We start from the raw sequence: 19,338 nt of genomic DNA on the forward strand, positions 1-19,338 counted from the left end.
CCGATCGTTGCGCTGCGGTAGATCACGCCAACCGGCATCGGATTTGCCCGCCATGAGCACCTCTTCCCGCAAACTCTTCGGCACCGACGGCATCCGGGGCACGGCCAACAAGCCACCGATGGATGCCGGCACGGCGCTGCGCCTCGGCCAGGCCGCCGGCAAGTTCTTCAACCGCGGCAGCCATCGGCATCGTGTCGTCATCGGCAAGGACACCCGCATCTCCGGCTACATGCTGGAACCGGCGATGACGGCGGGCTTCGTCGGCGCCGGGATGGATGTGATGCTGGTCGGCCCGCTGCCGACCCCGGCCATCGCGATGCTGACCCGCAGCCTGCGCTGCGACCTCGGCGTGATGATCTCGGCCAGCCACAACCCGTTCGAGGACAACGGCATCAAGCTGTTCGGCCCGGATGGCCTGAAGCTGTCCGATGCGCAGGAGGCCGAGATCGAGGCGCTGATGGAAGCGCCGAACTTCGCGGCCTCCCTAGCCGCGCCGAAGAAGCTCGGCCGCGCCAGCCGGCTGGATGACGCGCCCGGCCGCTACATCGAGGCCGCGAAGGCCGCCTTCCCGAAGGGCCGCAGCCTGGAAGGCCTCCGCATCGGCATCGATTGCGCGCATGGCGCCGCCTACAAGGTGGCACCGACCGTGCTGTGGGAGCTGGGGGCGGAGGTGGTCTCCACCGGCGTTTCCCCCGATGGATTCAACATCAACCATGATTGCGGCGCGACGGCGCCGGGTCGCCTGGCGGAGCTGGTGCGGGAACGCCGCGCCGATCTTGGCATCGCCCTCGATGGCGATGCGGACCGGGTGGTGCTGTGCGACGAGCGCGGCCGGATCATCGACGGCGACCAGATCCTGGCCGCCATCGCCGGGGCCTGGAACCGCGAGGGGCGGCTGACCGGCGGCGGCGTGGTGGCCACGGTGATGTCGAACCTCGGGCTGGAGCGGCATCTGTCCGGCCTCGGCCTGGCGCTGCACCGCACCAAGGTCGGCGACCGCTATGTCGGCGAGAAGATGCGCGAGGCCGGCTGCAACCTCGGCGGCGAGCAGTCCGGCCACGTCATCCTCTCGGATTTCGCCACCACGGGCGATGGGCTGGTGGCGGCGTTGCAGGTGCTGGCGCTGCTGGTCGAGGAACGCCGCCCGGCCAGCGAGGTCTGCCGCCGCTTCGCGCCGCTGCCGCAGCTGCTGGAGAATATCCGCTTCACCGGCAGCTCGCCGCTCGCGGATGCCGAGGTGACCTGCGCCATCGACGCCGCCGGCACCCGGCTCGGCACCCGTGGCCGCGTGCTGGTCCGCGCCTCGGGCACGGAGCCGCTGATCCGCGTCATGGCGGAAGCCGAGGACGAGGCGGAGATGCGGGCGACGGTCGCGGACCTCTCCGCGCTGATCCGGGCGCGCGCCGCGGCGGGCGCGGTGAAGAAGGCGACCGCCGCCGAATGAGGCCGCAGGGCCGGGTCCTGGTCTGCGCCGGCTCCGATTCCGGGGGCGGCGCCGGCATCCAGGCGGATATCAAGACGATCACAGCGCTCGGCGGCTATGCCGCCACGGCCGTCACGGCGCTGACGGCGCAGGACACGCAGGGGGTCCAGGCGGTGATCGGCGTGCCGGCGGACTTCATCCGGCTGCAGATCCGCATGGTGCTGGCCGATATCGGCGCCGATGCGATCAAGACCGGCATGCTGGCCGATGTCGCCACCATCACGGCCGTCTGCGACGCGCTGGCGGAACATGGCGCCGGCATTCCCCTGGTCGCGGACCCGGTGATGGTCGCCAAGGGCGGCCACCGGCTGCTGGCGGAGGAGGCCGTCGCGACGCTGTCCGAACGCCTGCTGCCCATGGCCGCGCTCATCACCCCGAACCTGCCGGAGGCCGAGGCGCTGGTCGGGTTCCCGGTGACGGACATCGCCACGATGCACCGCGCGGCGGAAGCCCTGCTGCGCCGCGGCGTGCGCGCCGTGCTGCTGAAGGGCGGGCATCTGGATGGCATCGTCCTGACGGATATCCTGGCGACGCCGGAGGGCACGGAGGTCTTCGAGAGCCAGCGCATCGCCAGCCGCAGCACGCACGGCACAGGCTGCACCCTGGCCTCCGCCATCGCCTGCGGCCTGGCGCAGGGGCTGGCGCTGCGGGAGGCGGTGCGGCGCGGCCGCGCCTATGTCCGGGCCGCCATGCTGGCCGCGCCGGGCCTCGGGAGCGGGCATGGACCACTCGGCCATGGCGTGACATTTGACCCCGCGCGACTGCGGGAGTTGGACGGGTGCGACGCTACGACTTCGTGACGGTGGACGTGTTCACCGATCGCCGCTTCGGCGGCAATCCGCTGGCCGTCTTCCCCGATGCGCGCGGCATGACGACCGCCGAGATGCAGGCGCTGGCGGCCGAGTTCAACCTCTCCGAGACCACCTTCGTCCTGCCACCCTCGGACCCGGCCAACACCGCGCAGGTCCGCATCTTCACCCGCACGCGGGAGATGCCCTTCGCCGGCCACCCGAATGTCGGCACCGGCTTCGTGCTGGCGGATCGCGCAGTCGGTGGCGTGCTGCGTTTCGAGGAGATCGCCGGGCTGGTCGAGGTCCGGCTGCAGGATGGCGTCACCACCATCGCCGCGCCGCAGCCCCTGACCCTCGGCGCCGAATTCCCCGCCGCCACCATCGCGCTGTGTGCCGGGCTGGAGCCGTGGGAGGTGGTGACGGACCGCCACGCGCCGGTGCTGGCCTCGGTCGGCAACCCCTTCGTGCTGGCGGAGGTCGAGCCCGCCGCGCTCGGCCGCGCCGCGCCCGACTTCGCCGCCTTCCGCGCCGCGCTGGCCGCCGCGCCGGCGCTGGAGGGGCGGCTTGCCCTGTACCTCTACGCCCGCGACGGCGCCGGCGTGCGCACCCGCATGTTCGCGCCGCTCGGTGGGACGCTGGAGGACGCGGCGACCGGCAGCGCGGCGACGCCGCTCGCTGCCCTGCTGCTGCATCTGTCGGGGGATGCCGAGGGCGCCTGGGACATCACCCAGGGCGTCGAGATGGGCCGCCCCAGCCTGCTGCGCACCACTGCCCGCCGCGGTTCCGATGGTATCCGCGCCACCGTCGGCGGCGGCTGCGTGCCGGTGCTGCGCGGGGAAGCGCTGCTGTGAGCGGCACGCGCAAACCGCGCGGCGCCAAGGCCGGCTCCAAGGCGGGCGCGAAGCCGCCGAAGCAGGCTGTGGCCATCCCGGCAGAGGCCGCGCCGCTCGACCCCGGCGCCCGCCCCGCTGTCGCCATGCCGACGCCGACCCTGCCGGCGCCCGCGCCGATCGCCGCGGTTCCCGTGCCCGCCGCCCCGCCCGGCCTCGCCCACCTGCCGATGCCACTTCTGGTGCTGCCCATGGGCCTCGGCGGGGCCGGCCTCGCCTGGCGCGCGGCCGTGCCGACGCTCGGCGCGCCGGGCTTCGTGGGCGAGGCGCTGCTGCTGCTGACGGCGCTCGCCTGGGTGGTGCTGGTCGGCGCGCAGGTGCTGCGCGGCCTGCGCCATCCACAGGCGGTGCTGGCCGAGACGCGGCACCCGGTGCGCGTCGCCTTCGCCGCCGCGCCGACCATCGGCCTGATGATCCTGGCCTCCGCCGCCTTCCCCTACTGGCCCGAGCTGGGTGCCGTGCTGTGGTGCATCGCCGTGCCGCTGCACCTGGTCTTCGCGATGCTGCTGCTGCGCCGCCTGCTGGCGGGCCGTGGCGAGGCGGCAATGCTGGCGCCGCCGCTGCTGATCCCCTTCGTCGGCAGCATCCTGGCCCCGGCGCTCGGCGTGCGGATGGGCTTCGTCGAAGCCTCCTGGATGATGTTCGGCGTCGGCCTGGTGATGTGGCTGGTGCTGCTGCCGCTGCTGCTGCACCGACTGGTGGCCGGGCCGCCATTGCCGGGGCCGATGCGGCCGAGCCTCGCCATCTTCCTGGCGCCGCCGGCCGTCGGCGCGATCGCGCTGCTGGAATTGACCGGCCAGGCCAGCGGCTTCGCACTCGCCCTGGTCGGGGTGGCGCTGCTGGTGGCGGCGACGCTGCTGTCCCTGGCGCGGGAGATCGCGGCGACGCCCTTCAGCCTGTCCTGGTGGGGCGTCACCTTCCCGAGCGCGGCCTTCACGGTGATGGTGCTGGACTTCGGCTTCCACCCGCTGCTCGGCTGGCTGGCGCTGGCGCTGAACGCGGCACTGACGATCTGGGTCGCCTGGCGCACCTTGCGTGCCGCGGGGACGGGCGTCTTCCTGCGGCCCGAGGCGCCCTGACCGGGTGGCTTCACCGGGCGGCTTGCAGGTTCCGTGAGGCAGGTCTAACCCTTCCGGCGGGCCACGCCCCCCCACCGGGGCGCATCTGCTTCTGGAAGGGAGCCGCACATGACCGCCAAGCCGGACCTGCGTCCGCACAATCCCCGTCCGGCCGAAGGGCCGGCAAACCCAAGATTTTCCTCTGGTCCCTGCGCCAAGCGTCCCGGCTGGACGCTGGCGGCGCTGGAGGGCGCAGAACTCGGCCGCAGCCATCGCGCCGCCAACCCCAAGGCGCGGCTGAACGAGGTCATCACCCGGTCCAAGGCCATCCTCGGCATGCCCGCCGACTGGCGCCTCGGCATCGTCCCGGGCTCCGACACCGGCGCGGTCGAGATGGCGATGTGGTCGCTGCTGGGCGCGCGTGGCGTCGAGATCCCGGCCTGGGAATCCTTCTCCGCCGATTGGGCGGCCGATGTGGTGAAGGAGCTGAAGCTGGCCGATGCGCGGGTGCTCAAGGCGCCCTACGGCCGGTTGCCCGACCTCAAGGCCCTGGACTGGTCGCGCGACGTCGTCTTCGTCTGGAACGGCACCACCAGCGGCGTGCGCGTTCCGGACGCCGACTGGATTCCGGCGGAGCGCGCGGGCCTCGCCATCTGCGACGCCACCAGCGCCGCCTTCGCCATGGACCTGCCCTGGGACAAGCTGGATGTGGTGACCTGGTCCTGGCAGAAGGTGCTGGGCGGAGAGGCCGCGCATGGCATGCTGGCGCTGTCGCCGCGCGCCGTCGCCCGCCTCGAATCCCACACGCCGTCCTGGCCGATGCCGAAGGTGTTTCGCCTCGCCAAGGGCGGCAAGCTGGCCGAGGGCATCTTCAAGGGCGAGACCATCAACACGCCCTCCATGCTCTGCGTCGAGGATGCGCTGGACGGGCTGCGCTGGGCGGAGGGCGTCGGCGGCCTGAAGGGGCTGGTCGCACGGTCGGAAGCCAACCTCGCCGCGATCGCCGGTTGGGTCGCGAAGACGCCATGGGTGGATTTCCTGGCCGAGGATGCGGCGACGCGGTCCTGCACCTCGATCTGCCTGAAGATTACAGCACCCTGGTTCCAGGCACTGGACGCCGAAGGGCAGGCGGCGGCGGCGAAGAAGCTGTCTTCGATGCTGGAGAAGGAGGGCGTGGCGCTCGATGTCGCGAACTACCGCGACGCGCCGCCGGGCCTGCGCATCTGGGGCGGCGCCACCGTCGAGACCAGCGACATCCAGGCGCTGCTGCCCTGGCTGGACTGGGCGTTCGGCGAAGTGGAAGCCGCGCAGCCGAAGGTCGCTGCCTGATGCCACCCAAGGTCCTGATCAGCGACAAGCTCTCGCCCGCCTCCATCGCGATTTTTCGGGCGCGTGGGATCGAGGTCGACTTCAAGCCCGGCATGAAGCCTGCCGAGTTGCGGGAAATCATTGGCGGCTATGACGGCCTCGCCATCCGCAGCGCCACCAAGGTGACGCGGGAGGTGCTGGATGCCGCGCCGCGCCTGCGCGTCGTGGGCCGCGCCGGCATCGGCGTCGACAATGTCGATGTCTCCTCCGCCACCGCGCGCGGCGTCGTGGTGATGAACACGCCCTTCGGCAACGCCATCACCACCGCAGAGCATGCGATTGCCATGATGTTCGCGCTGGCCAGGCAGATCCCGGAGGCCTCGGCCTCGACCAAGGCGGGCAAGTGGGAAAAGAACCGCTTCATGGGTGTCGAGCTGTCCAGCAAGACGCTCGGCCTGGTCGGCGCCGGCAACATCGGCAGCATCGTCGCCAACCGCGCCATCGGCCTGCACATGAAGGTCATCGCCTTCGACCCCTTCCTGTCGGAGAAGCGGGCGCTGGAGATCGGCGTGGAGAAGGTCGACCTCGACGCGCTGGTGGCGCGCGCCGACTTCATCAGCATCCATGCCCCGATGACGGAGCAGACCCGGAACATCCTGTCGCGGGATCGCATCTTCGCCATGAAGAAGGGCGCGCGGCTGATCAACTGCGCCCGTGGCGGGCTGGTGGACGAGGCGGCGCTGCATGAGGCGCTGGTGCAGGGCCACCTGGCCGGCGCCGCGCTCGACGTGTTCGAGACGGAACCCGCCACGGACAGCCCGCTGTTCGCACTGGAGAACGTGGTCTGCACCCCGCATCTGGGTGCGGCCACGGCCGAGGCGCAGGAGAACGTGGCACTGCAGGTCGCCGAGCAGATGAGCGACTTTCTGCTGTCCGGCGCCGTGTCCAACGCCATCAACATGCCCTCCGTCACCGCGGAGGAAGCGCCGCGGCTGCGACCCTACATGGATCTGGCGCGGCAACTCGGCGCGCTGGCCGGGCAGCTCACGGTGGAACAGGGCGCCGCCATCAAGGCGATCCGCGTGGAGTATGAAGGCCAGGCGGCGGAGCTGAACCAGCGCCCGCTGACCGCGGCGGCGCTGGCCGGCGTGCTGACGCCGATGATGGGCGCGGTGAACATGGTGAACGCGCCGGTCGTGGCGCGGGAGCGCGGCATCGAGGTGGCGGAGACGGTGACGGAACGGCGCGGCGACTACGCCACGCTGGTCCGCGTGACGGTGGTGACGGAGGGGCTGGACCGCAGCGTCGCCGGCACGCTGGTCGGCACCGGCCGCCCGCGCCTGGTCGAGATCAAGGGCATCGCGGTGGAGGCCGATTTCGCGCCGCACATGCTGTACGTCACGAACCAGGACAAGCCCGGCTTCATCGGCCGCTTCGGCACCACGCTGTCGGAAGCCGGCATCAACATCGCCACCTTCCACCTGGGCCGCGACAAGCCGGGCGGCGATGCCATCTGCCTGGTCGGGCTGGATGCCGCCGTGCCGGATGCCGTTCTCGCCACGGTCCGCGCGCTGCCGCTGGTGGTCCGCGCCGTTCCGCTGGCCTTCTGACCGAAAGCCCTCTCCCCCCACTTTGGGGGAAGAGCGCCGTCGCAGTGCGACGTCGGGGTGAGGGGGGCCCTGTCAGGCCGCCGCGGAATTCAGCGCCTCGCCGAGCTCCTTGATCTTCTCGGCCTTGGCGCCTTCGCTGCGACCGGCCATCGTCACCGTCTCCTTGCCCAGCTTGGCGACCACCGTCTTCACCGCCTCGCCGTCGATCTCCTCGGCCTGGATCAGCTTCTTCAGGCGCTCCAGGTCGCGCACCATGGTCTTGGCGCCGGTGACCTCCAGCTTGCCGAGCGTCTCCTCCCAGCCCTCGATGTTCTTCACCGCGGCGCTGATGGTGAAGCCCTTCACGCCTTCCTTGATGTGCTTGATGGTCGCTGCGAATTGCGGCATCTGCGTTCCTCTCCGTCTGACGCGGGCTGCGTCGTCCTGCCGGGCAAAGCGCCGCGCTGCCGGGCTGGTTGCGGAAGTTTATTTCGCAACGCGCCACCTTGCGGGATGCCGGGTCGAACAACGCGAACGAACGTCACGCTTCGTGACGTGACGCGCGGCGGCGCCCGCGCGCTGATGCGCCGCAACCCGGAGGCTTCGCATGTTCCGTATCCCGCGCCGCGGCCTGATCCTCGCCGCCCCCACCCTGCTGCCCGGCCTCGCCTGCGCGCAGCCGCTGGGGCAGGGCACGCCATCGCAGACGGAGGGTCCCTACTACCCTGCCGCCATCCCCGAGGACGCCGATGCCGACCTGCGCCGCGTCGCCGGTGCGGCGCGGCAGGCGTCCGGCCGGCCGCTGCTGCTGACGGGGCTCGTGCGGAACCTGGACGGCGCGCCACTGCCCGGCGCCCGGGTCGAGATCTGGCAGGCGGACGAGGCCGGCATCTACCTGCACCCGCGCGACGGGCGCCAGGCGCAGCGCGATACCGGCTTCCAGGGCTATGGCCGTGCCACCGCCGATGCCGAGGGGCGCTACGCCTTCCGCACCATCCGGCCCGGTCGCTACCCCGGCCGCACGCCGCACATCCACCTGCGCGCCCACCCGCCGCGCGGAACCGCGCCCCTGACCACGCAGGTGTATTTCCCCGACGAGCCGCTGAACGCCCAGGACGGCCTGCTGCGCCGCGTGGCGGAGGCGCGGCGGGCCCTGCTGCTGGCGCGGCTGTCCTCCATGGATGATGGCCAGCGCGCGGAATTTGACGTCATCCTGGCCTAGGCGGCCCCACGGGTTGCCCCCCAGGGGTTGCTCCAGGGGCGCCCCCCTGCCACACACGCGCCCGTCACGCGCCCCAGAACCGAATGACCGACGATCCTCCGAATCCCGCCCTGCTGCCCGCCGGCCTCACCGATGTCCTGCCGCCCGAGGCGGAGCGGGAGGCGATGCTCGTCGAGGTGCTGGCCGAAACCTTCGCCCGGCATGGCTATGAGCGGGTGAAGCCGCCGCTGCTGGAATTCGAGGATTCGCTGCTGGCGGGTTCCGGCGCCGCCGTCGCCGACCAGACCTTCCGCCTGATGGACCCGGTCAGCCACCGCATGATGGGGCTGCGCGCCGACACCACGCCGCAGGTCGCCCGCATCGCCGCCACCCGTCTCGCCCGCATCCCCCGCCCGCTGCGCCTCAGCTATGCCGGCCAGGTGCTGCGCGTGCAGGGCACGCAACTGGCACCCGCGCGGCAATTGCCGCAGGCGGGCATCGAGCTGATCGGCCCGCAGAGCGCGGATGCGGATGCCGAGGTCGCCACCGTGGCGGCGGAGGCGCTGGCCGCCGTCGGCATCACCGAGGCCTCGCTGGACATCACCCTGCCACGCCTGGCGCCGGCGCTGCTGGATGCCGCCGGCGTGCAGGGCGAGGACCGCCGCCGCCTGGCCCGCGCGCTGGACCGCAAGGATGCCGCCGCCGTCGCCGAACATGCGACCGCCGCGGGTGGCGCCGCGCTGCTGCTGCCGGCCCTCCTGGCTGCCGCTGGTCCTGCCGATGCGGCGCTGGCGGTGCTGCATGCGGAGGCGCTGCCGGCCGTCGCCCGGACCATCGCCGACCACGCCGCCGCCGTGGTGGCCGCCATCCGCGCCCGTGCACCCGGCCTTCGCATCACGCTGGACCCGCTGGAGTTCCGCGGCCTGCGCTATCACACCGGCGTCGCCTTCACGATCTACGGCACCGGCCGCACCGGGGAACTGGCCCGCGGCGGCCGCTACCTGTCCGGCGAGGAACCCGCCACCGGCATGACGCTGTATCCGGACGCCGTGCTGCGCGCCGTGTCGCCGCTGCCGCAGCGGCTGCGCGTGTTCCTGCCGGAGGGCGCCGATGCCGCCCAGGCCGCGGCACTCCGCGCCGCCGGCCACGCCACCCTGGCGCGGCTCAGCCCCGCCGATACCGCGCACGCCCTGCGCTGCACGCATGTCATGGACGGCACCGGCGCACCGGTCCCGGTTGAGGAGCAGTAGCGATGGCCAATGTCGCCGTCATCGGCGCCCAGTGGGGCGACGAGGGCAAGGGAAAGGTCGTGGACTGGCTTGCCAGCCGGGCCGACATCGTCGTGCGCTTCCAGGGCGGCCACAATGCCGGCCACACGCTGGTGGTGGGCAACCAGACCTACAAGCTGTCGCTGCTGCCCTCCGGCGTGGTGCGCGGCAAGCTCGGCATCATCGGCAACGGGGTGGTGCTGGACCCCGACGCGCTGCTGTCCGAGATCGCCCGCGTCACTGCGCAGGGACTTTCGGTGACGCCGCAGAACCTGCGCATCGCGGAGAACGTGCCGCTGATCCTGCCGGTGCACCCGGCGCTCGACATCGCGCGGGAGAAGGCGCGCGGCGCCAGCGCCATCGGCACCACCGGGCGGGGAATCGGCCCCGCCTATGAGGACAAGGTCGCCCGCCGTGCCATCCGCCTGTCCGACCTGGCGGAGCCGGAGGTGCTGGCGCACAAGCTGGATGAGCTGCTGCTGCACCACAACACCCTGCTGCGCGGTCTCGGCGCCGAGACCTTCGAGAAGCAGGCGCTGCTCGACCGGCTGCTGGAACTGGCGCCGAAGCTGCTGCCCTTCGCCGAGCCGGTCTGGCAGTTGCTGGACGCCGCGCACCACGAGGGCAAGCGCGTGCTGTTCGAGGGCGCGCAGGCGGTGATGCTGGATGTCGACCACGGCACCTACCCCTATGTCACGTCATCGAACACCGTCGCCGGCAATGCCGCGGCGGGGGCAGGCGTCGGGCCGAAGCAGATCGGCTATGTGCTGGGCATCGCCAAGGCCTACACCACCCGCGTCGGCAGCGGCCCGTTCCCGACCGAATTGTCGGACGCGACCGGGCGCTTGCTGGGCGAGAAGGGACGGGAGTTCGGCACCGTCACCGGCCGTCCGCGCCGCTGCGGCTGGTTCGATGCCTGCATGGTCCGCCAGGCGGTGAAGGTTGGCGGCGTGGAGGGCCTGGTGCTGACCAAGCTCGACGTGCTGGACGGGCTGCCGGAGCTGCGCATCTGCACCGGCTACCGGGTGGATGGAGAATTGCTGAACCGCCTGCCGGCCTCGATCGCCGCGCAGCAGAAGGCGGTGCCGGTCTATGAGGTGCTGAACGGCTGGCCCGGCTCCACCAAGGGCGCGCGCAGCTATGCCGAGTTGCCGGCCGAAGCGGTGAAGTACGTGCGCCGCATCGAGGAACTGGTGGAGGCGCCGGTGGTGCTGCTGTCCACCAGCCCGGACCGCGACGACACCATCATGCTGCGGGATCCCTTCGCCGGGTGAGGCCACCGCTAAACGTCTAGACGTCTGGTTGTCGGACAAGCTCCAGCCTGTCGCAGTCGTGACATGCCGAAGCTCCGCGACAGCCGCCCGGACGATATTCCCGCCATCACGGCCAGCTACGGCCATTGGGTTACCCATGGCCTGGCCAGCTTCGAGCTGACGCCGCCCGGCGCGCCGGAGATGGCGCGGCGGCGGCAGGCGGTGCTGGCGGCGGGCTACCCGCACCTGGTCACGACGGACACGGACGGCCGGGTGCTCGGCTATGCCTGTGCCAGCGCCTACCGGCCCCGCCCGGCCTACCGCTTTGCCGCCGGGAACAGCGTCTGTGTGCCGCCGGATGCCGGGCGCGGCGGGATCGGCCGGGCGCTGCTGGTCTGGCTGATCGAGCGCTGCACCGCCAGCGGCCACCGGCTGATGGTCGCGGTCATCGGCGATTCGGCCAATGCGGCCTCCATCCGCCTGCACGAAGCCGCGGGCTTCACCCGGGCCGGGCTGATCCCCGCCATCGGCTGGAAGCACGAGCGCTGGGTCGACAGCGTGCTGATGGTGCGCCCGCACGGCGGGGGCGCCGCGACGCCACACCTGCCATGACCCGCATCGAGGCCGACCGCGCCTCCCGCGATGCCGCCATCGTGCTCGGCCTGACCCTGCCGGGCGATACGGTGCTGCACCTGCTGCTGCCGCTGCATGCCGCGGCCTTCAGTGTCTCGCTGGCCGAGGCTGGGCTGCTGCTGGCGGCGAACCGGCTGGTGCGGATCATCGGCTATGGCTGGGTGGCGCGCGGCTACGAGTATTTCGGACCACGCCGTGCCTGCCTGGTGGCGGTGCTGGCGGCGGCCTGCGCCACGGCGGGCTATGCGGTTTTGCCGGGGGGCTGGTGGCTGCTGCCGGCCCGCCTGCTGTGGGGTCTCGCCTTCGCCGTGATGAACATCGCCACCCAGGCGCTGGCGACGGCCTACACGGGCGGCGCCGCGCGCCGCAGCGGCACCTCCCGCGCCATCATCGCGACCGGGCCGATGCTCGGCCTGCTGGCCGGGGCTGTGCTGGTGGAATATGCCGGACCGCGCCTGGTGTTCCTGTGCCTCGGCGTGGTCTCGCTGCTGGCGCTGCCCTTCGCCTGGCGACTGCCGGACGGGGAGGGGGCGCGGCTGCGCTTCGGCGGACCGCGCTTCGCGCTGCCGAAGCCGCTGGATGTCTGGTCCTTCGTGCAGGGGCTCGCACTGGACGGGCTGTTCGTGCTCGGCCTCGCCTTCCTGGCGGCGGCCGCCCTGCCGGACGGTGCGGCACTGGCGGCCGGCGCGGCGCTGGCCGCGCGCTACCTGGCGGAGGTGCTGCTGGGCCAGCCGGCGGGACGCCTGGCGGAACGCTTCGGCGCCGCGCGCGTGCTGCTGCTGGTCTCGCTCGGCTCCGCGGTTGGTCTGACGGTGATTGGCGTCGGGTGGCTGTGGGTCGGCAGCCTGCTGGTGGTCGGGCTGCGCGTGCTGCTGCAGCCGCTGCCCGCGCCGGTGGCGGCCGCCCGCGCCCCGGTCGAGGAACGCGTGGCGGCACTGGCGCGGCTGGCGACCTGGCGGGACATCGGCGCCGGGGTCGGCCCGCTGGTCGCGGGCGTGATGCTGCCGCTGGTGCCGGCGGTGGTGCTGTATTGCGGCGCCGCCGCCCTGCTGGCGGCGGCTTCGGTCGCGGCGCTCAGCCCGCCTCGGCCAGCAGCGCCCGCAGGTCCAGGCGCTTCGTGATCATGGCCAGGGACCCGTCCGGCTGGCGCGGCCAATCGGCGCGCGGCCGGTCGCGGTACAGCTCCACCCCGTTGCCGTCCGGGTCGCGCAGATACAGCGCCTCCGACACGCCGTGGTCGGAGGCGCCTTCCAGCGGCCAGCCAGCCTCCGCCAGTTGCTTCAGGGCGCGCGCCAGGGCCGGGCGGTCCGGGTACAGCAGCGCCACATGGTAAAGGCCGGTGGTGCCGAAGCCGGGCGGGCTGCCGCCTGCGCTTTCCCAGGTGTTCAGTGCGATGTGGTGGTGGTAGCCGCCGGCCGAAAGGAACACCGCCTGGTCGCCGATGCGCTGCTGCACTTCCAGCCCGATCAGGTCGCGCCAGAACGCCAGGCTGCGCTCCAGCTCCGCCACCTTCAGGTGGACATGGCCGATGCGGGTCTCGGCGGCGATGGCGTAGGGCGCGGCGCGGGCCGGCGCGTCGATGGTGGCGGACATGGCGAGTCTCCTCGTGTTCGTGCCACCAAGATGCGGATTCTCGCCGGACGGTTCCAATCCGTGCTCCGGATGCGCCTCATGCCCCAGGCTGATGACGCGGAAAGGGCGCCCACCCTGCGGTGGACGCCCTTCCAGGTTCAGGCCAGCGCGATCAGGCGACGCCGAGGCGGCGCTCCACGATCTGCGTCTTCATGCTCTTCTGCAGCTTCTCGAAGGCGCGCACCTCGATCTGGCGCACGCGCTCGCGGCTGATGTTGTACTGCTGCGACAGCTCCTCGAGCGTGGTCGGCTCGTCCTTCAGGCGCCGCTCGATCAGGATGTGGCGTTCCCGGTCGTTCAGCGTCTTCAGCGCCTCGCCGAGAAGCTCGCGGCGGTTGGTCATGTCCTCCCGCTCGGCCAGCTCGGTTTCCTGGCTCTCGCCATCATCCACCAGCCAATCCTGCCACTCGCCGTCGCTGTCGGCGCGGACCGGCGCGTTCAGGCTGTTGTCGGGCGAGGCGAGGCGGCGATTCATGGAGATGACGTCGGCTTCCGGCACGGCCAGGACGCGGGCGATCTTCTCGACCTGCTCCGGCTTCAGGTCGCCTTCCTCCAGCGCCGCCATCTGGCCTTTGAGCCGGCGGAGGTTGAAGAACAGCTTTTTCTGAGCAGCCGTCGTCCCCATCTTCACGAGGGACCAGCTGTGCAGGATGTATTCCTGAATGGCGGCACGGATCCACCACATGGCGTAGGTCGCCAGGCGGAAGCCACGGTCCGGGTCGAAGCGTTTCACGGCCTGCATCATGCCGACATTGCCTTCGGAGATCAGCTCGCCGACCGGCAGCCCGTAGCCGCGGTAGCCCATGGCGATCTTGGCAACCAGGCGGAGGTGCGACGTGACCAGGCGGTGGGCGGAAGGCTCGTCGCCCTCGTCCTTCCAGCGCTTGGAGAGGTTGTACTCCTCATCCGGCGTCAGCATCGGGAACTTGCGGATTTCCTGCAGGTACCGGGACAGGTTGCCTTCGGGAGCCATCGGGATGGACATGGTGGAAGCCATGATGAGAACTGCCTCCTTCGTCGCCTGGTGCCCCCCGTGACGGCGGAGCCCATGGCGGCTGTGCTGTTCTGCCAACGTCGACCGGGCCCTCCCTTTCCATGGACACCCCGGTCACGACGGCGTGAGGCATGGTGGGCGCTCTCGTTCCGGATCTTGAAACCCGGGGAGCGAGGGTGCGAAGCGGCACCCGACCGATTCTGGCTTAAGCTTTTCTAGGACCAATCCGGGCCGGGATCAAGAGAAACCCGACCTGCAAGGTAGGTTTACGTTTGGTTACCTCGCTGTAACACTCGGCTCCAGGAGCCGCAGCAACGCTGCCATGTCGGGCGGCAACTCCGCCGAGAAGGATAGCGCCTCACCCGTTACCGGATGGCGAAATCCCAGGGTTGCGGCATGCAGCGCTTGCCTGGGGAATGCGAGGAGTGCTTCGCGCGGGGCCTCGGCAAGGTTACGCGCGGCGGCCGGCGTGCGGCGCAGATACACCGGGTCGCCGACCAGCGGGTGGCCCAGATGTGCCAGGTGGACACGGATCTGGTGGGTCCGCCCTGTCGCCAACCGGCAGCGCAGCAGGGCGCAGGCGGCGCCGAAGCCGCGTTCGGTGCGGTAGCGGGTCAGGGCGTGCTTGCCGTTGCGCGTCACCACCGCCATCCGCTTGCGGTCCATCGGGTGGCGGCCGATGTCGCCCTCAATCTCGCCGGCCGCCGGCGCCGGCAGGCCCCAGACCAGCGCCAGGTATTCCCGGTCCAGGTCGCGCGCGGCGAAGGCCTCCGACAGCGCCGTATGCGCCCGCTCGGATTTCGCGACGACCATCACGCCGGAGGTGTCCTTGTCCAGCCGGTGGACGATGCCCGGACGCTTCTCCCCGCCGATTCCCGTCAGATCCTCGGCCGCATGCGCCAGCACCGCGTTCACCAGCGTGCCGTCCCGGTTGCCCGGCGCGGGGTGCACGACCAGGCCGGCGGGCTTGTCCAGCACGATCAGGTGCCGGTCCTCGAACAGCACCGTCAGCGGGATGTCCTGCGGCTGCGGTACCGCATCTTCCGGCGGCGGCAGGTGCAGGGCGTACAATTCGCCCGGCCGCACCGGCTCCGCCGGGTCGTGCACCCGCACGCCGGCCCGGCTGGCCTGGCCGGCTTCGATGAGAGCCTTGACCCGGGACCGCGACAGCCCGCCTATCGCATCCGTCAGGAAGCGGTCGGCGCGCAGGCCGGCGGCCTCGGGCGGGGCGAGGATTTCGCGGGTTTCGCCCAAGGGGTGGTCCTGTGCATCGGCGGAAAGGGGAGTTTGCGTGGCGGCGCTCAAATGGTTGGTTGGCGTGATGGGGGTCCTGATCGTGCTCGGCACGGTGGGCCTGGTTTTCGTTCTCGTCCAGCGCCTGGGTGGTGCGGCGGGCGAAGTGGCGCTGCCGCCGGCCTCGCTCGGGCAGCCGGCGGGGACGCGGATGCTGTCGTTGGCGACGGTCGAGGGCCGACTCGCGGTGCTGGTGGCGCGGCCGGATGGCACGGAACGCGTGCTGCTGCTGGATGCGCGGCGCAGCCGGGTGGTGGGCGAAGTGCGGGCGGCGGATTGATGGCACACCACAAGGCGACGCTGCCCGAGAAGATCTGCGCCGCCTGCGCCCGGCCCTTCGCCTGGCGCCGGAAATGGGCGCGGGACTGGGACCAGGTCCGCTTCTGCTCCGACGCCTGCCGCAGCGGCCGCCGCGATGCGACGCTGGCCGAGAAAAGCGGCAAAGGGCGTCTTGATCCGCCGGCCCGGGGGCGCTAATCAGCCGCCTCGCGACGTTCCAACGCCGCGGGTTGTCTGGGTCCCCTTCGTCTAGAGGCCTAGGACACCGCCCTCTCACGGCGGTAACAGGGGTTCGAATCCCCTAGGGGACGCCATCCGTTTCCGATCATGATCTCGAAGTGGCTGAGTCAGCATCCGGTCAATCCGCAGTTCCCGCGGATCACGGAACTGCGCCACGCCCACCGTCATCGCCTGGTGCCCCGCGGCCGGCTGTGCCCGGTAGGTGCCGAACAACCGGTCCCAGAAGGCCAGGTTGAAGCCGAGTTTGCTATTAGTCTCTTGCGGCACCACGGAATGGTGCACCCGGTGCATGTCCGGCGTCACCAGGATCATTCGCAGCCCGCGGTCGAGCCAGGCGGGCAGGCGCAGGTTGGCGTGGTTGAACATCGAACTCGCGTTCAGCAGCACCTCGAAGATCAGCACCGCGACCGCCGGTGCGCCGAGCGCCACCACCACCATCAGCTTGATGACCATGGACAGGATGATCTCGACCGGGTGGAAGCGCAGCCCTGTCGTCACGTCGAAGTCGAGATCCGCATGGTGCATGCGATGCAGGCGCCACAGCGCCGGCACGGCGTGGAACAGCACGTGCTGGAGGTAGATGGCGAGGTCGAGCAGGATCACCGCCACCAGCACCGCGATCGGCTGCGGCAGGTTCAGCCAGGGCAGCAGGCCGAAGCCCTGTGCCTCCACCGCGAGGGCGACGCCGACCGCCGCGGTCGGGAAGAGAAGGCGGACGACCAGCGCGTCCAGGGCAACCACGCCGAGGTTGCTCGGCCAGCGCCGCAGCCGGGCGAAGGCGCGGGCCCGGCGTGGCAGGCCGGCTTCCAGCCCCGCCATCACGGCCAGCACGCCGGTGAAGACGCCGAGGCGGATCAGCGGTTCGTTGGCAAGCAATGCGTCCATGCTGCGCGTCCCGCGGCTTGATGTGAGGTGTGGCTGACGCTGTCGGTTCAGCGCAAGCCGAACAGCGGCCGCAGAAGGATACCGGCCCAGCACCCCGGAATCACGGCCAGGATCCAGACGAAGCCGTGCAGGCTGCCGGAGGACGCGCCGCCGAGGAAGGCGCCGACATTGCAGCCAAAGGACAGCCGTGCGCCCACCCCCATCAGCAGCCCGCCGAGGGCCGCACCGGCCGCGCCCCGCCATCCGATCGGCGAGCCGTGGCGCAGGCGCCCCTGCGCCGCCGCCGCCAGCAGGGCGCCCAGCACCAGGCCGATGTTGGTCAGCGAGCCGTGCAGCGCCAGCAACGGGCCCTCCAGCGCCTCCCGCGTCCAGCCGCCCGCCCAGAATTCGAAGCGTGTCAGGTCAAGGCCCAGCGCCTGCACCGCCTGCCCGCCCCACAGCGTCAGCCCCATGGTGATGCCCCAGGGCATCCCGGAGACCAGGAACAGCAGCGCCACCACGACGCCGACCGCAAGCCCGGCCAGCAGTTTCTCCCGCTGCGGCCGCGCCCCGCGCAGGATCAGCAGCGCGCCCGCCAGCAGCAGCCCCTCGGTCACGGCAAGCCCGCCCCAGGTGCCGAACAGTGCCGGCAGGTCGACCGCGCCCAGGTTTGGCAGCCGCAGCGCGGCCGGCAGCATCAGGCTGCCCAGCACGCCGCCCAGGCAGAAGAACGGCAGCGCCACCCACATGCGGCGCGACCCCTGGCCCATCGCGACCAGGGTGCCGGAGCCGCAGCCACTGGTGATCTGCATGCCGATGCCGAACAGCGCCGCGCCGACCACCAGAGGCGGCCCGATCGGCGCGACGAAGCGGCCATAGCCCTCGACCAGCGTCCCGACCGGCAGGATCACCAGCGCCGCCACCGCCGGCACGACGAAGCCGGCGCCGAGGGTGCGGCCATCCCGGTCTACCAGCAGGCTGCGGAAGCCGCCGGTGAAGCCGTAGTCCAGCACCACGAACATCGCCCCCAGCAGCATCGCCACCGCCAGCAGCGGCAGCAGCGCCACGTCATTGAGGGCCAGCATGGCCAGGGCGGTCCCGCCGAGGCCAAGCATCAAGCCCGGCACGTGCGCCCGCGGCGGAGCGGCCGCGAGCGTGCCCGCCATGCTATTCCGCCGCCTTGCGCACCAGCCCGGCCAGGAAGGTCTCGGTGTTGCGCTGGCCCTCCGGCGGCACCGTCACGCCGTGGCGCGCAAAGACCCGCGCGGCGAGGTCGGCGCCGGTGCTGCGGGTGAGGAAGGTGCGGCCCTGGTCATCCTCCCACACCAGGATGCGCATCGGCAGGTCCAGCGCCAGCGTCGGGTTGGCGACCATGCCCGGGGTGCCGGCGCGCGGGCTGCCGAACAGCAGCACGGTGCGCGGCCGCAGCGTCAGGCCGACCTCGCGGGCGGCGGCGGCGTGGTCGATCTCGGTGAAGACCTGCCAGCCGGCCTCGCGCAGCGCGGCGGCGAGGCGGTCCAGCGTGGCGCGCACCGGATGGGCGCTCGGCACCGTCACCAGGCCGTCCTGCTGCGCCAGGGCGGGCAGCGCCGGCAGGGCCAGGGCGGCGGCGAGAAGGATGCGGCGGCGCATCAGCCGGCCCGTCCCGGCGGCGCAGATGTACGGGGCGGCTTCGGCATGGTGGGGTCCTCCTCGGGATACAGGCGCTGTCGGTTGCTTCGCCACCAGCGCCGCAAAGGTTACGGCACCTCGCCCGGAACCGGCACCAGGAACGGCATCACCTCCACCGCCGCACCTGGCCGCGCCACCAGCACATGGTTCGCCGCCACCGGCTGCCAGCCGGCGTTGCGCTCATCCACCGGCTCCGAAACCACCAATACGTTGCCGACGACGCGGCGCCGGTACAGCGAAGGCGGCCTGCGGTCGGAGGACCAGCGGAAGCAGGTCAGCGTGGTGCCGTCGCTCTGCGCCGCCGCGAAGCGCAGCGGCTGGGTGCTGCCGGCCTGGCGCATCAGCGCCAGCACGCGGCCCAGCGTGCGCGACAGCGCGCCGACCGGGTCCTCCGCCAGCCCATCCGCCATGGCGGCCAGGAAGATCGCCTCCGTGTCGCCGGTGCCGAGGCGATGCTCGTACAGCCGGTCCGGGATCAGCTCCTCGATCCGCCGCTTGACGCCGGCGTAATCGCCCACCTGGCCGTTGTGCATGAACAACTGCCGGCCAAGCCCGAAGGGATGGCAATTGGCGCGGGTGGTGGAGGTGCCGGTGGAGGCGCGGACATGGGCGAAGAACAGGCGCGAGCGCACCTGCTCGCACAGCGAGCGCAGGTTCTCGTCCGACCAGGCCGGGCGGATTTCCCGGTACAGGCCGGGCTCCTCACGCTCGCCGTACCAGCCCAGGCCGAAGCCGTCGCCATTGGTCGGCGCCTTGCCCTCGTCGGCATGGATGGATTGGTGGATCAGCGAATGCGCCGGGGCGGAGACCACGTCCGACAGGAAGATGGGTTCGCCGAGATAGGCGAGGAAGCGGCACATCGTGGCGTGGTCCGGAGGGTGGCAACGACGC

21 protein-coding genes and 1 tRNA gene are annotated in these 19,338 nt (G+C 71.8%); 14 read left to right on the forward strand and 8 right to left on the reverse strand.

The genetic code is table 11. The features are described 5' to 3' along the window. Window positions 1-52: 52 nt before the first annotated feature. From glmM to serA, 6 genes are all read left to right on the forward strand, one after another. Window positions 53-1,444 (forward strand): phosphoglucosamine mutase, encoded by a 1,392-nt coding sequence (gene glmM / locus ACFHPP_RS02145; protein WP_437161610.1) that lies wholly within the window; start codon window positions 53-55, stop codon window positions 1,442-1,444. Then, on the forward strand, window positions 1,441-2,283 hold the full coding sequence (gene thiD / locus ACFHPP_RS02150) for a bifunctional hydroxymethylpyrimidine kinase/phosphomethylpyrimidine kinase (RefSeq protein WP_437161611.1): 843 nt from the start codon (window positions 1,441-1,443) through the stop codon (window positions 2,281-2,283). The genes glmM and thiD overlap by 4 nt, the downstream gene beginning before the upstream one ends. Further along, entirely contained in the window at window positions 2,262-3,125 is an 864-nt protein-coding gene (locus ACFHPP_RS02155; protein ID WP_437161612.1) for a PhzF family phenazine biosynthesis protein, read from the forward strand. The genes thiD and ACFHPP_RS02155 overlap by 22 nt, the downstream gene beginning before the upstream one ends. Continuing rightward, the gene (locus ACFHPP_RS02160; RefSeq protein ID WP_437161613.1) at window positions 3,122-4,243 is read left to right on the forward strand and encodes a hypothetical protein; all 1,122 of its coding nucleotides are present in this window, start codon (window positions 3,122-3,124) and stop codon (window positions 4,241-4,243) included. Before ACFHPP_RS02155 ends, ACFHPP_RS02160 begins: the two co-directional genes overlap by 4 nt. A 108-nt stretch (window positions 4,244-4,351) precedes the next feature. Next, window positions 4,352-5,551, forward strand: a complete 1,200-nt coding sequence (locus ACFHPP_RS02165; protein ID WP_437161614.1) for a phosphoserine transaminase — start codon at window positions 4,352-4,354, stop codon at window positions 5,549-5,551. After that, complete coding sequence (serA, locus tag ACFHPP_RS02170; RefSeq protein WP_437161615.1) at window positions 5,551-7,140, forward strand: phosphoglycerate dehydrogenase; 1,590 nt, start codon at window positions 5,551-5,553, stop codon at window positions 7,138-7,140. Before ACFHPP_RS02165 ends, serA begins: the two co-directional genes overlap by 1 nt. Window positions 7,141-7,212: 72 nt before the next feature. On the opposite strand, the gene ACFHPP_RS02175 is transcribed toward serA, so the two are convergent. Further along, a complete protein-coding gene (locus ACFHPP_RS02175) occupies window positions 7,213-7,527 on the reverse strand; it encodes a hypothetical protein (RefSeq protein ID WP_437161616.1) in 315 nt (104 codons plus the stop codon). Window positions 7,528-7,726: 199 nt separating this feature from the next. On the opposite strand from ACFHPP_RS02175, the gene ACFHPP_RS02180 reads away from it, so the two are divergent. The 5 genes from ACFHPP_RS02180 to ACFHPP_RS02200 all read left to right on the forward strand — a co-directional run bounded on the left by ACFHPP_RS02180 (window position 7,727) and on the right by ACFHPP_RS02200 (window position 12,595). Beyond that, entirely contained in the window at window positions 7,727-8,341 is a 615-nt protein-coding gene (locus ACFHPP_RS02180) for a hypothetical protein (protein ID WP_437161617.1), read from the forward strand. 83 nt (window positions 8,342-8,424) lie between these two features. Then, on the forward strand, window positions 8,425-9,570 hold the full coding sequence (locus ACFHPP_RS02185) for an ATP phosphoribosyltransferase regulatory subunit (protein ID WP_437161618.1): 1,146 nt from the start codon (window positions 8,425-8,427) through the stop codon (window positions 9,568-9,570). A 2-nt stretch (window positions 9,571-9,572) separates the two neighbouring features. After that, the gene (locus ACFHPP_RS02190; RefSeq protein WP_430672069.1) at window positions 9,573-10,862 is read left to right on the forward strand and encodes an adenylosuccinate synthase; all 1,290 of its coding nucleotides are present in this window, start codon (window positions 9,573-9,575) and stop codon (window positions 10,860-10,862) included. 63 nt (window positions 10,863-10,925) lie between these two features. Continuing rightward, on the forward strand, window positions 10,926-11,453 hold the full coding sequence (locus ACFHPP_RS02195; RefSeq protein ID WP_437161619.1) for an N-acetyltransferase family protein: 528 nt from the start codon (window positions 10,926-10,928) through the stop codon (window positions 11,451-11,453). Continuing rightward, window positions 11,450-12,595, forward strand: a complete 1,146-nt coding sequence (locus ACFHPP_RS02200) for an MFS transporter (RefSeq protein ID WP_437161620.1) — start codon at window positions 11,450-11,452, stop codon at window positions 12,593-12,595. Before ACFHPP_RS02195 ends, ACFHPP_RS02200 begins: the two co-directional genes overlap by 4 nt. Here the strand turns inward: ACFHPP_RS02200 and ACFHPP_RS02205 are convergent. The 3 genes from ACFHPP_RS02205 to ACFHPP_RS02215 all read right to left on the reverse strand — a co-directional run bounded on the left by ACFHPP_RS02205 (window position 12,549) and on the right by ACFHPP_RS02215 (window position 15,354). Beyond that, on the reverse strand, window positions 12,549-13,067 hold the full coding sequence (locus ACFHPP_RS02205) for a VOC family protein (RefSeq protein ID WP_437161621.1): 519 nt from the start codon (window positions 13,065-13,067) through the stop codon (window positions 12,549-12,551). The genes ACFHPP_RS02200 and ACFHPP_RS02205 overlap by 47 nt on opposite strands. A gap of 151 nt (window positions 13,068-13,218) precedes the next feature. After that, complete coding sequence (rpoH, locus tag ACFHPP_RS02210; protein ID WP_430672073.1) at window positions 13,219-14,103, reverse strand: RNA polymerase sigma factor RpoH; 885 nt, start codon at window positions 14,101-14,103, stop codon at window positions 13,219-13,221. A gap of 273 nt (window positions 14,104-14,376) precedes the next feature. Beyond that, window positions 14,377-15,354 (reverse strand): RluA family pseudouridine synthase, encoded by a 978-nt coding sequence (locus ACFHPP_RS02215; RefSeq protein ID WP_437161622.1) that lies wholly within the window; start codon window positions 15,352-15,354, stop codon window positions 14,377-14,379. A 37-nt stretch (window positions 15,355-15,391) separates the two neighbouring features. On the opposite strand from ACFHPP_RS02215, the gene ACFHPP_RS02220 reads away from it, so the two are divergent. The 3 genes from ACFHPP_RS02220 (at window position 15,392) to ACFHPP_RS02230 (ending at window position 15,986) form a co-directional block, all read left to right on the forward strand. Continuing rightward, window positions 15,392-15,673, forward strand: a complete 282-nt coding sequence (locus ACFHPP_RS02220; protein ID WP_430672075.1) for a DUF6476 family protein — start codon at window positions 15,392-15,394, stop codon at window positions 15,671-15,673. Continuing rightward, window positions 15,673-15,870: a DUF2256 domain-containing protein gene (locus ACFHPP_RS02225; protein WP_437161623.1), complete on the forward strand. Its 198-nt coding sequence runs from the start codon at window positions 15,673-15,675 to the stop codon at window positions 15,868-15,870. The genes ACFHPP_RS02220 and ACFHPP_RS02225 overlap by 1 nt, the downstream gene beginning before the upstream one ends. Window positions 15,871-15,910: 40 nt before the next feature. After that, a tRNA-Glu gene (locus ACFHPP_RS02230) sits at window positions 15,911-15,986 on the forward strand. Here ACFHPP_RS02230 and ACFHPP_RS02235 read toward each other — a convergent pair. The 4 genes from ACFHPP_RS02235 to ACFHPP_RS02250 all read right to left on the reverse strand — a co-directional run bounded on the left by ACFHPP_RS02235 (window position 15,946) and on the right by ACFHPP_RS02250 (window position 19,307). Next, the gene (locus ACFHPP_RS02235) at window positions 15,946-16,797 is read right to left on the reverse strand and encodes a sterol desaturase family protein (RefSeq protein ID WP_437161690.1); all 852 of its coding nucleotides are present in this window, start codon (window positions 16,795-16,797) and stop codon (window positions 15,946-15,948) included. The genes ACFHPP_RS02230 and ACFHPP_RS02235 overlap by 41 nt on opposite strands. Window positions 16,798-16,844: 47 nt before the next feature. Next, entirely contained in the window at window positions 16,845-17,942 is a 1,098-nt protein-coding gene (locus tag ACFHPP_RS02240; RefSeq protein WP_437161624.1) for a YeeE/YedE thiosulfate transporter family protein, read from the reverse strand. Between the two features lies 1 nt (window position 17,943). Then, window positions 17,944-18,408: a DUF302 domain-containing protein gene (locus ACFHPP_RS02245; RefSeq protein ID WP_437161625.1), complete on the reverse strand. Its 465-nt coding sequence runs from the start codon at window positions 18,406-18,408 to the stop codon at window positions 17,944-17,946. A 107-nt stretch (window positions 18,409-18,515) separates the two neighbouring features. After that, window positions 18,516-19,307: a class II glutamine amidotransferase gene (locus ACFHPP_RS02250; protein WP_437161626.1), complete on the reverse strand. Its 792-nt coding sequence runs from the start codon at window positions 19,305-19,307 to the stop codon at window positions 18,516-18,518. Between the last annotated feature and the right edge of the window lie 31 nt (window positions 19,308-19,338).

This window comes from Falsiroseomonas sp. E2-1-a20, from assembly GCF_051433195.1.
In the GTDB taxonomy this organism is placed as follows: domain Bacteria; phylum Pseudomonadota; class Alphaproteobacteria; order Acetobacterales; family Acetobacteraceae; genus Falsiroseomonas.

Excerpts from the sequence above, each read along its gene's own strand:
- glmM (WP_437161610.1), top strand. The coding sequence starts at position 53 with ATGAGCACCTCTTCCCGCAAACTCTTCGGCACCGACGGCATCCGGGGC.
- thiD (WP_437161611.1), top strand. The coding sequence starts at position 1,441 with ATGAGGCCGCAGGGCCGGGTCCTGGTCTGCGCCGGCTCCGATTCCGGG.
- ACFHPP_RS02165 (WP_437161614.1), top strand. The coding sequence starts at position 4,352 with ATGACCGCCAAGCCGGACCTGCGTCCGCACAATCCCCGTCCGGCCGAA.
- serA (WP_437161615.1), top strand. The coding sequence starts at position 5,551 with ATGCCACCCAAGGTCCTGATCAGCGACAAGCTCTCGCCCGCCTCCATC.
- ACFHPP_RS02175 (WP_437161616.1), bottom strand. The coding sequence starts at position 7,527 with ATGCCGCAATTCGCAGCGACCATCAAGCACATCAAGGAAGGCGTGAAG.
- ACFHPP_RS02180 (WP_437161617.1), top strand. The coding sequence starts at position 7,727 with ATGTTCCGTATCCCGCGCCGCGGCCTGATCCTCGCCGCCCCCACCCTG.
- ACFHPP_RS02185 (WP_437161618.1), top strand. The coding sequence starts at position 8,425 with ATGACCGACGATCCTCCGAATCCCGCCCTGCTGCCCGCCGGCCTCACC.
- ACFHPP_RS02190 (WP_430672069.1), top strand. The coding sequence starts at position 9,573 with ATGGCCAATGTCGCCGTCATCGGCGCCCAGTGGGGCGACGAGGGCAAG.
- ACFHPP_RS02195 (WP_437161619.1), top strand. The coding sequence starts at position 10,926 with ATGCCGAAGCTCCGCGACAGCCGCCCGGACGATATTCCCGCCATCACG.
- ACFHPP_RS02200 (WP_437161620.1), top strand. The coding sequence starts at position 11,450 with ATGACCCGCATCGAGGCCGACCGCGCCTCCCGCGATGCCGCCATCGTG.
- ACFHPP_RS02205 (WP_437161621.1), bottom strand. The coding sequence starts at position 13,067 with ATGTCCGCCACCATCGACGCGCCGGCCCGCGCCGCGCCCTACGCCATC.
- rpoH (WP_430672073.1), bottom strand. The coding sequence starts at position 14,103 with ATGGCTTCCACCATGTCCATCCCGATGGCTCCCGAAGGCAACCTGTCC.
- ACFHPP_RS02225 (WP_437161623.1), top strand. The coding sequence starts at position 15,673 with ATGGCACACCACAAGGCGACGCTGCCCGAGAAGATCTGCGCCGCCTGC.
- ACFHPP_RS02235 (WP_437161690.1), bottom strand. The coding sequence starts at position 16,797 with ATGGACGCATTGCTTGCCAACGAACCGCTGATCCGCCTCGGCGTCTTC.
- ACFHPP_RS02240 (WP_437161624.1), bottom strand. The coding sequence starts at position 17,942 with ATGGCGGGCACGCTCGCGGCCGCTCCGCCGCGGGCGCACGTGCCGGGC.
- ACFHPP_RS02245 (WP_437161625.1), bottom strand. The coding sequence starts at position 18,408 with ATGCGCCGCCGCATCCTTCTCGCCGCCGCCCTGGCCCTGCCGGCGCTG.
- ACFHPP_RS02250 (WP_437161626.1), bottom strand. The coding sequence starts at position 19,307 with ATGTGCCGCTTCCTCGCCTATCTCGGCGAACCCATCTTCCTGTCGGAC.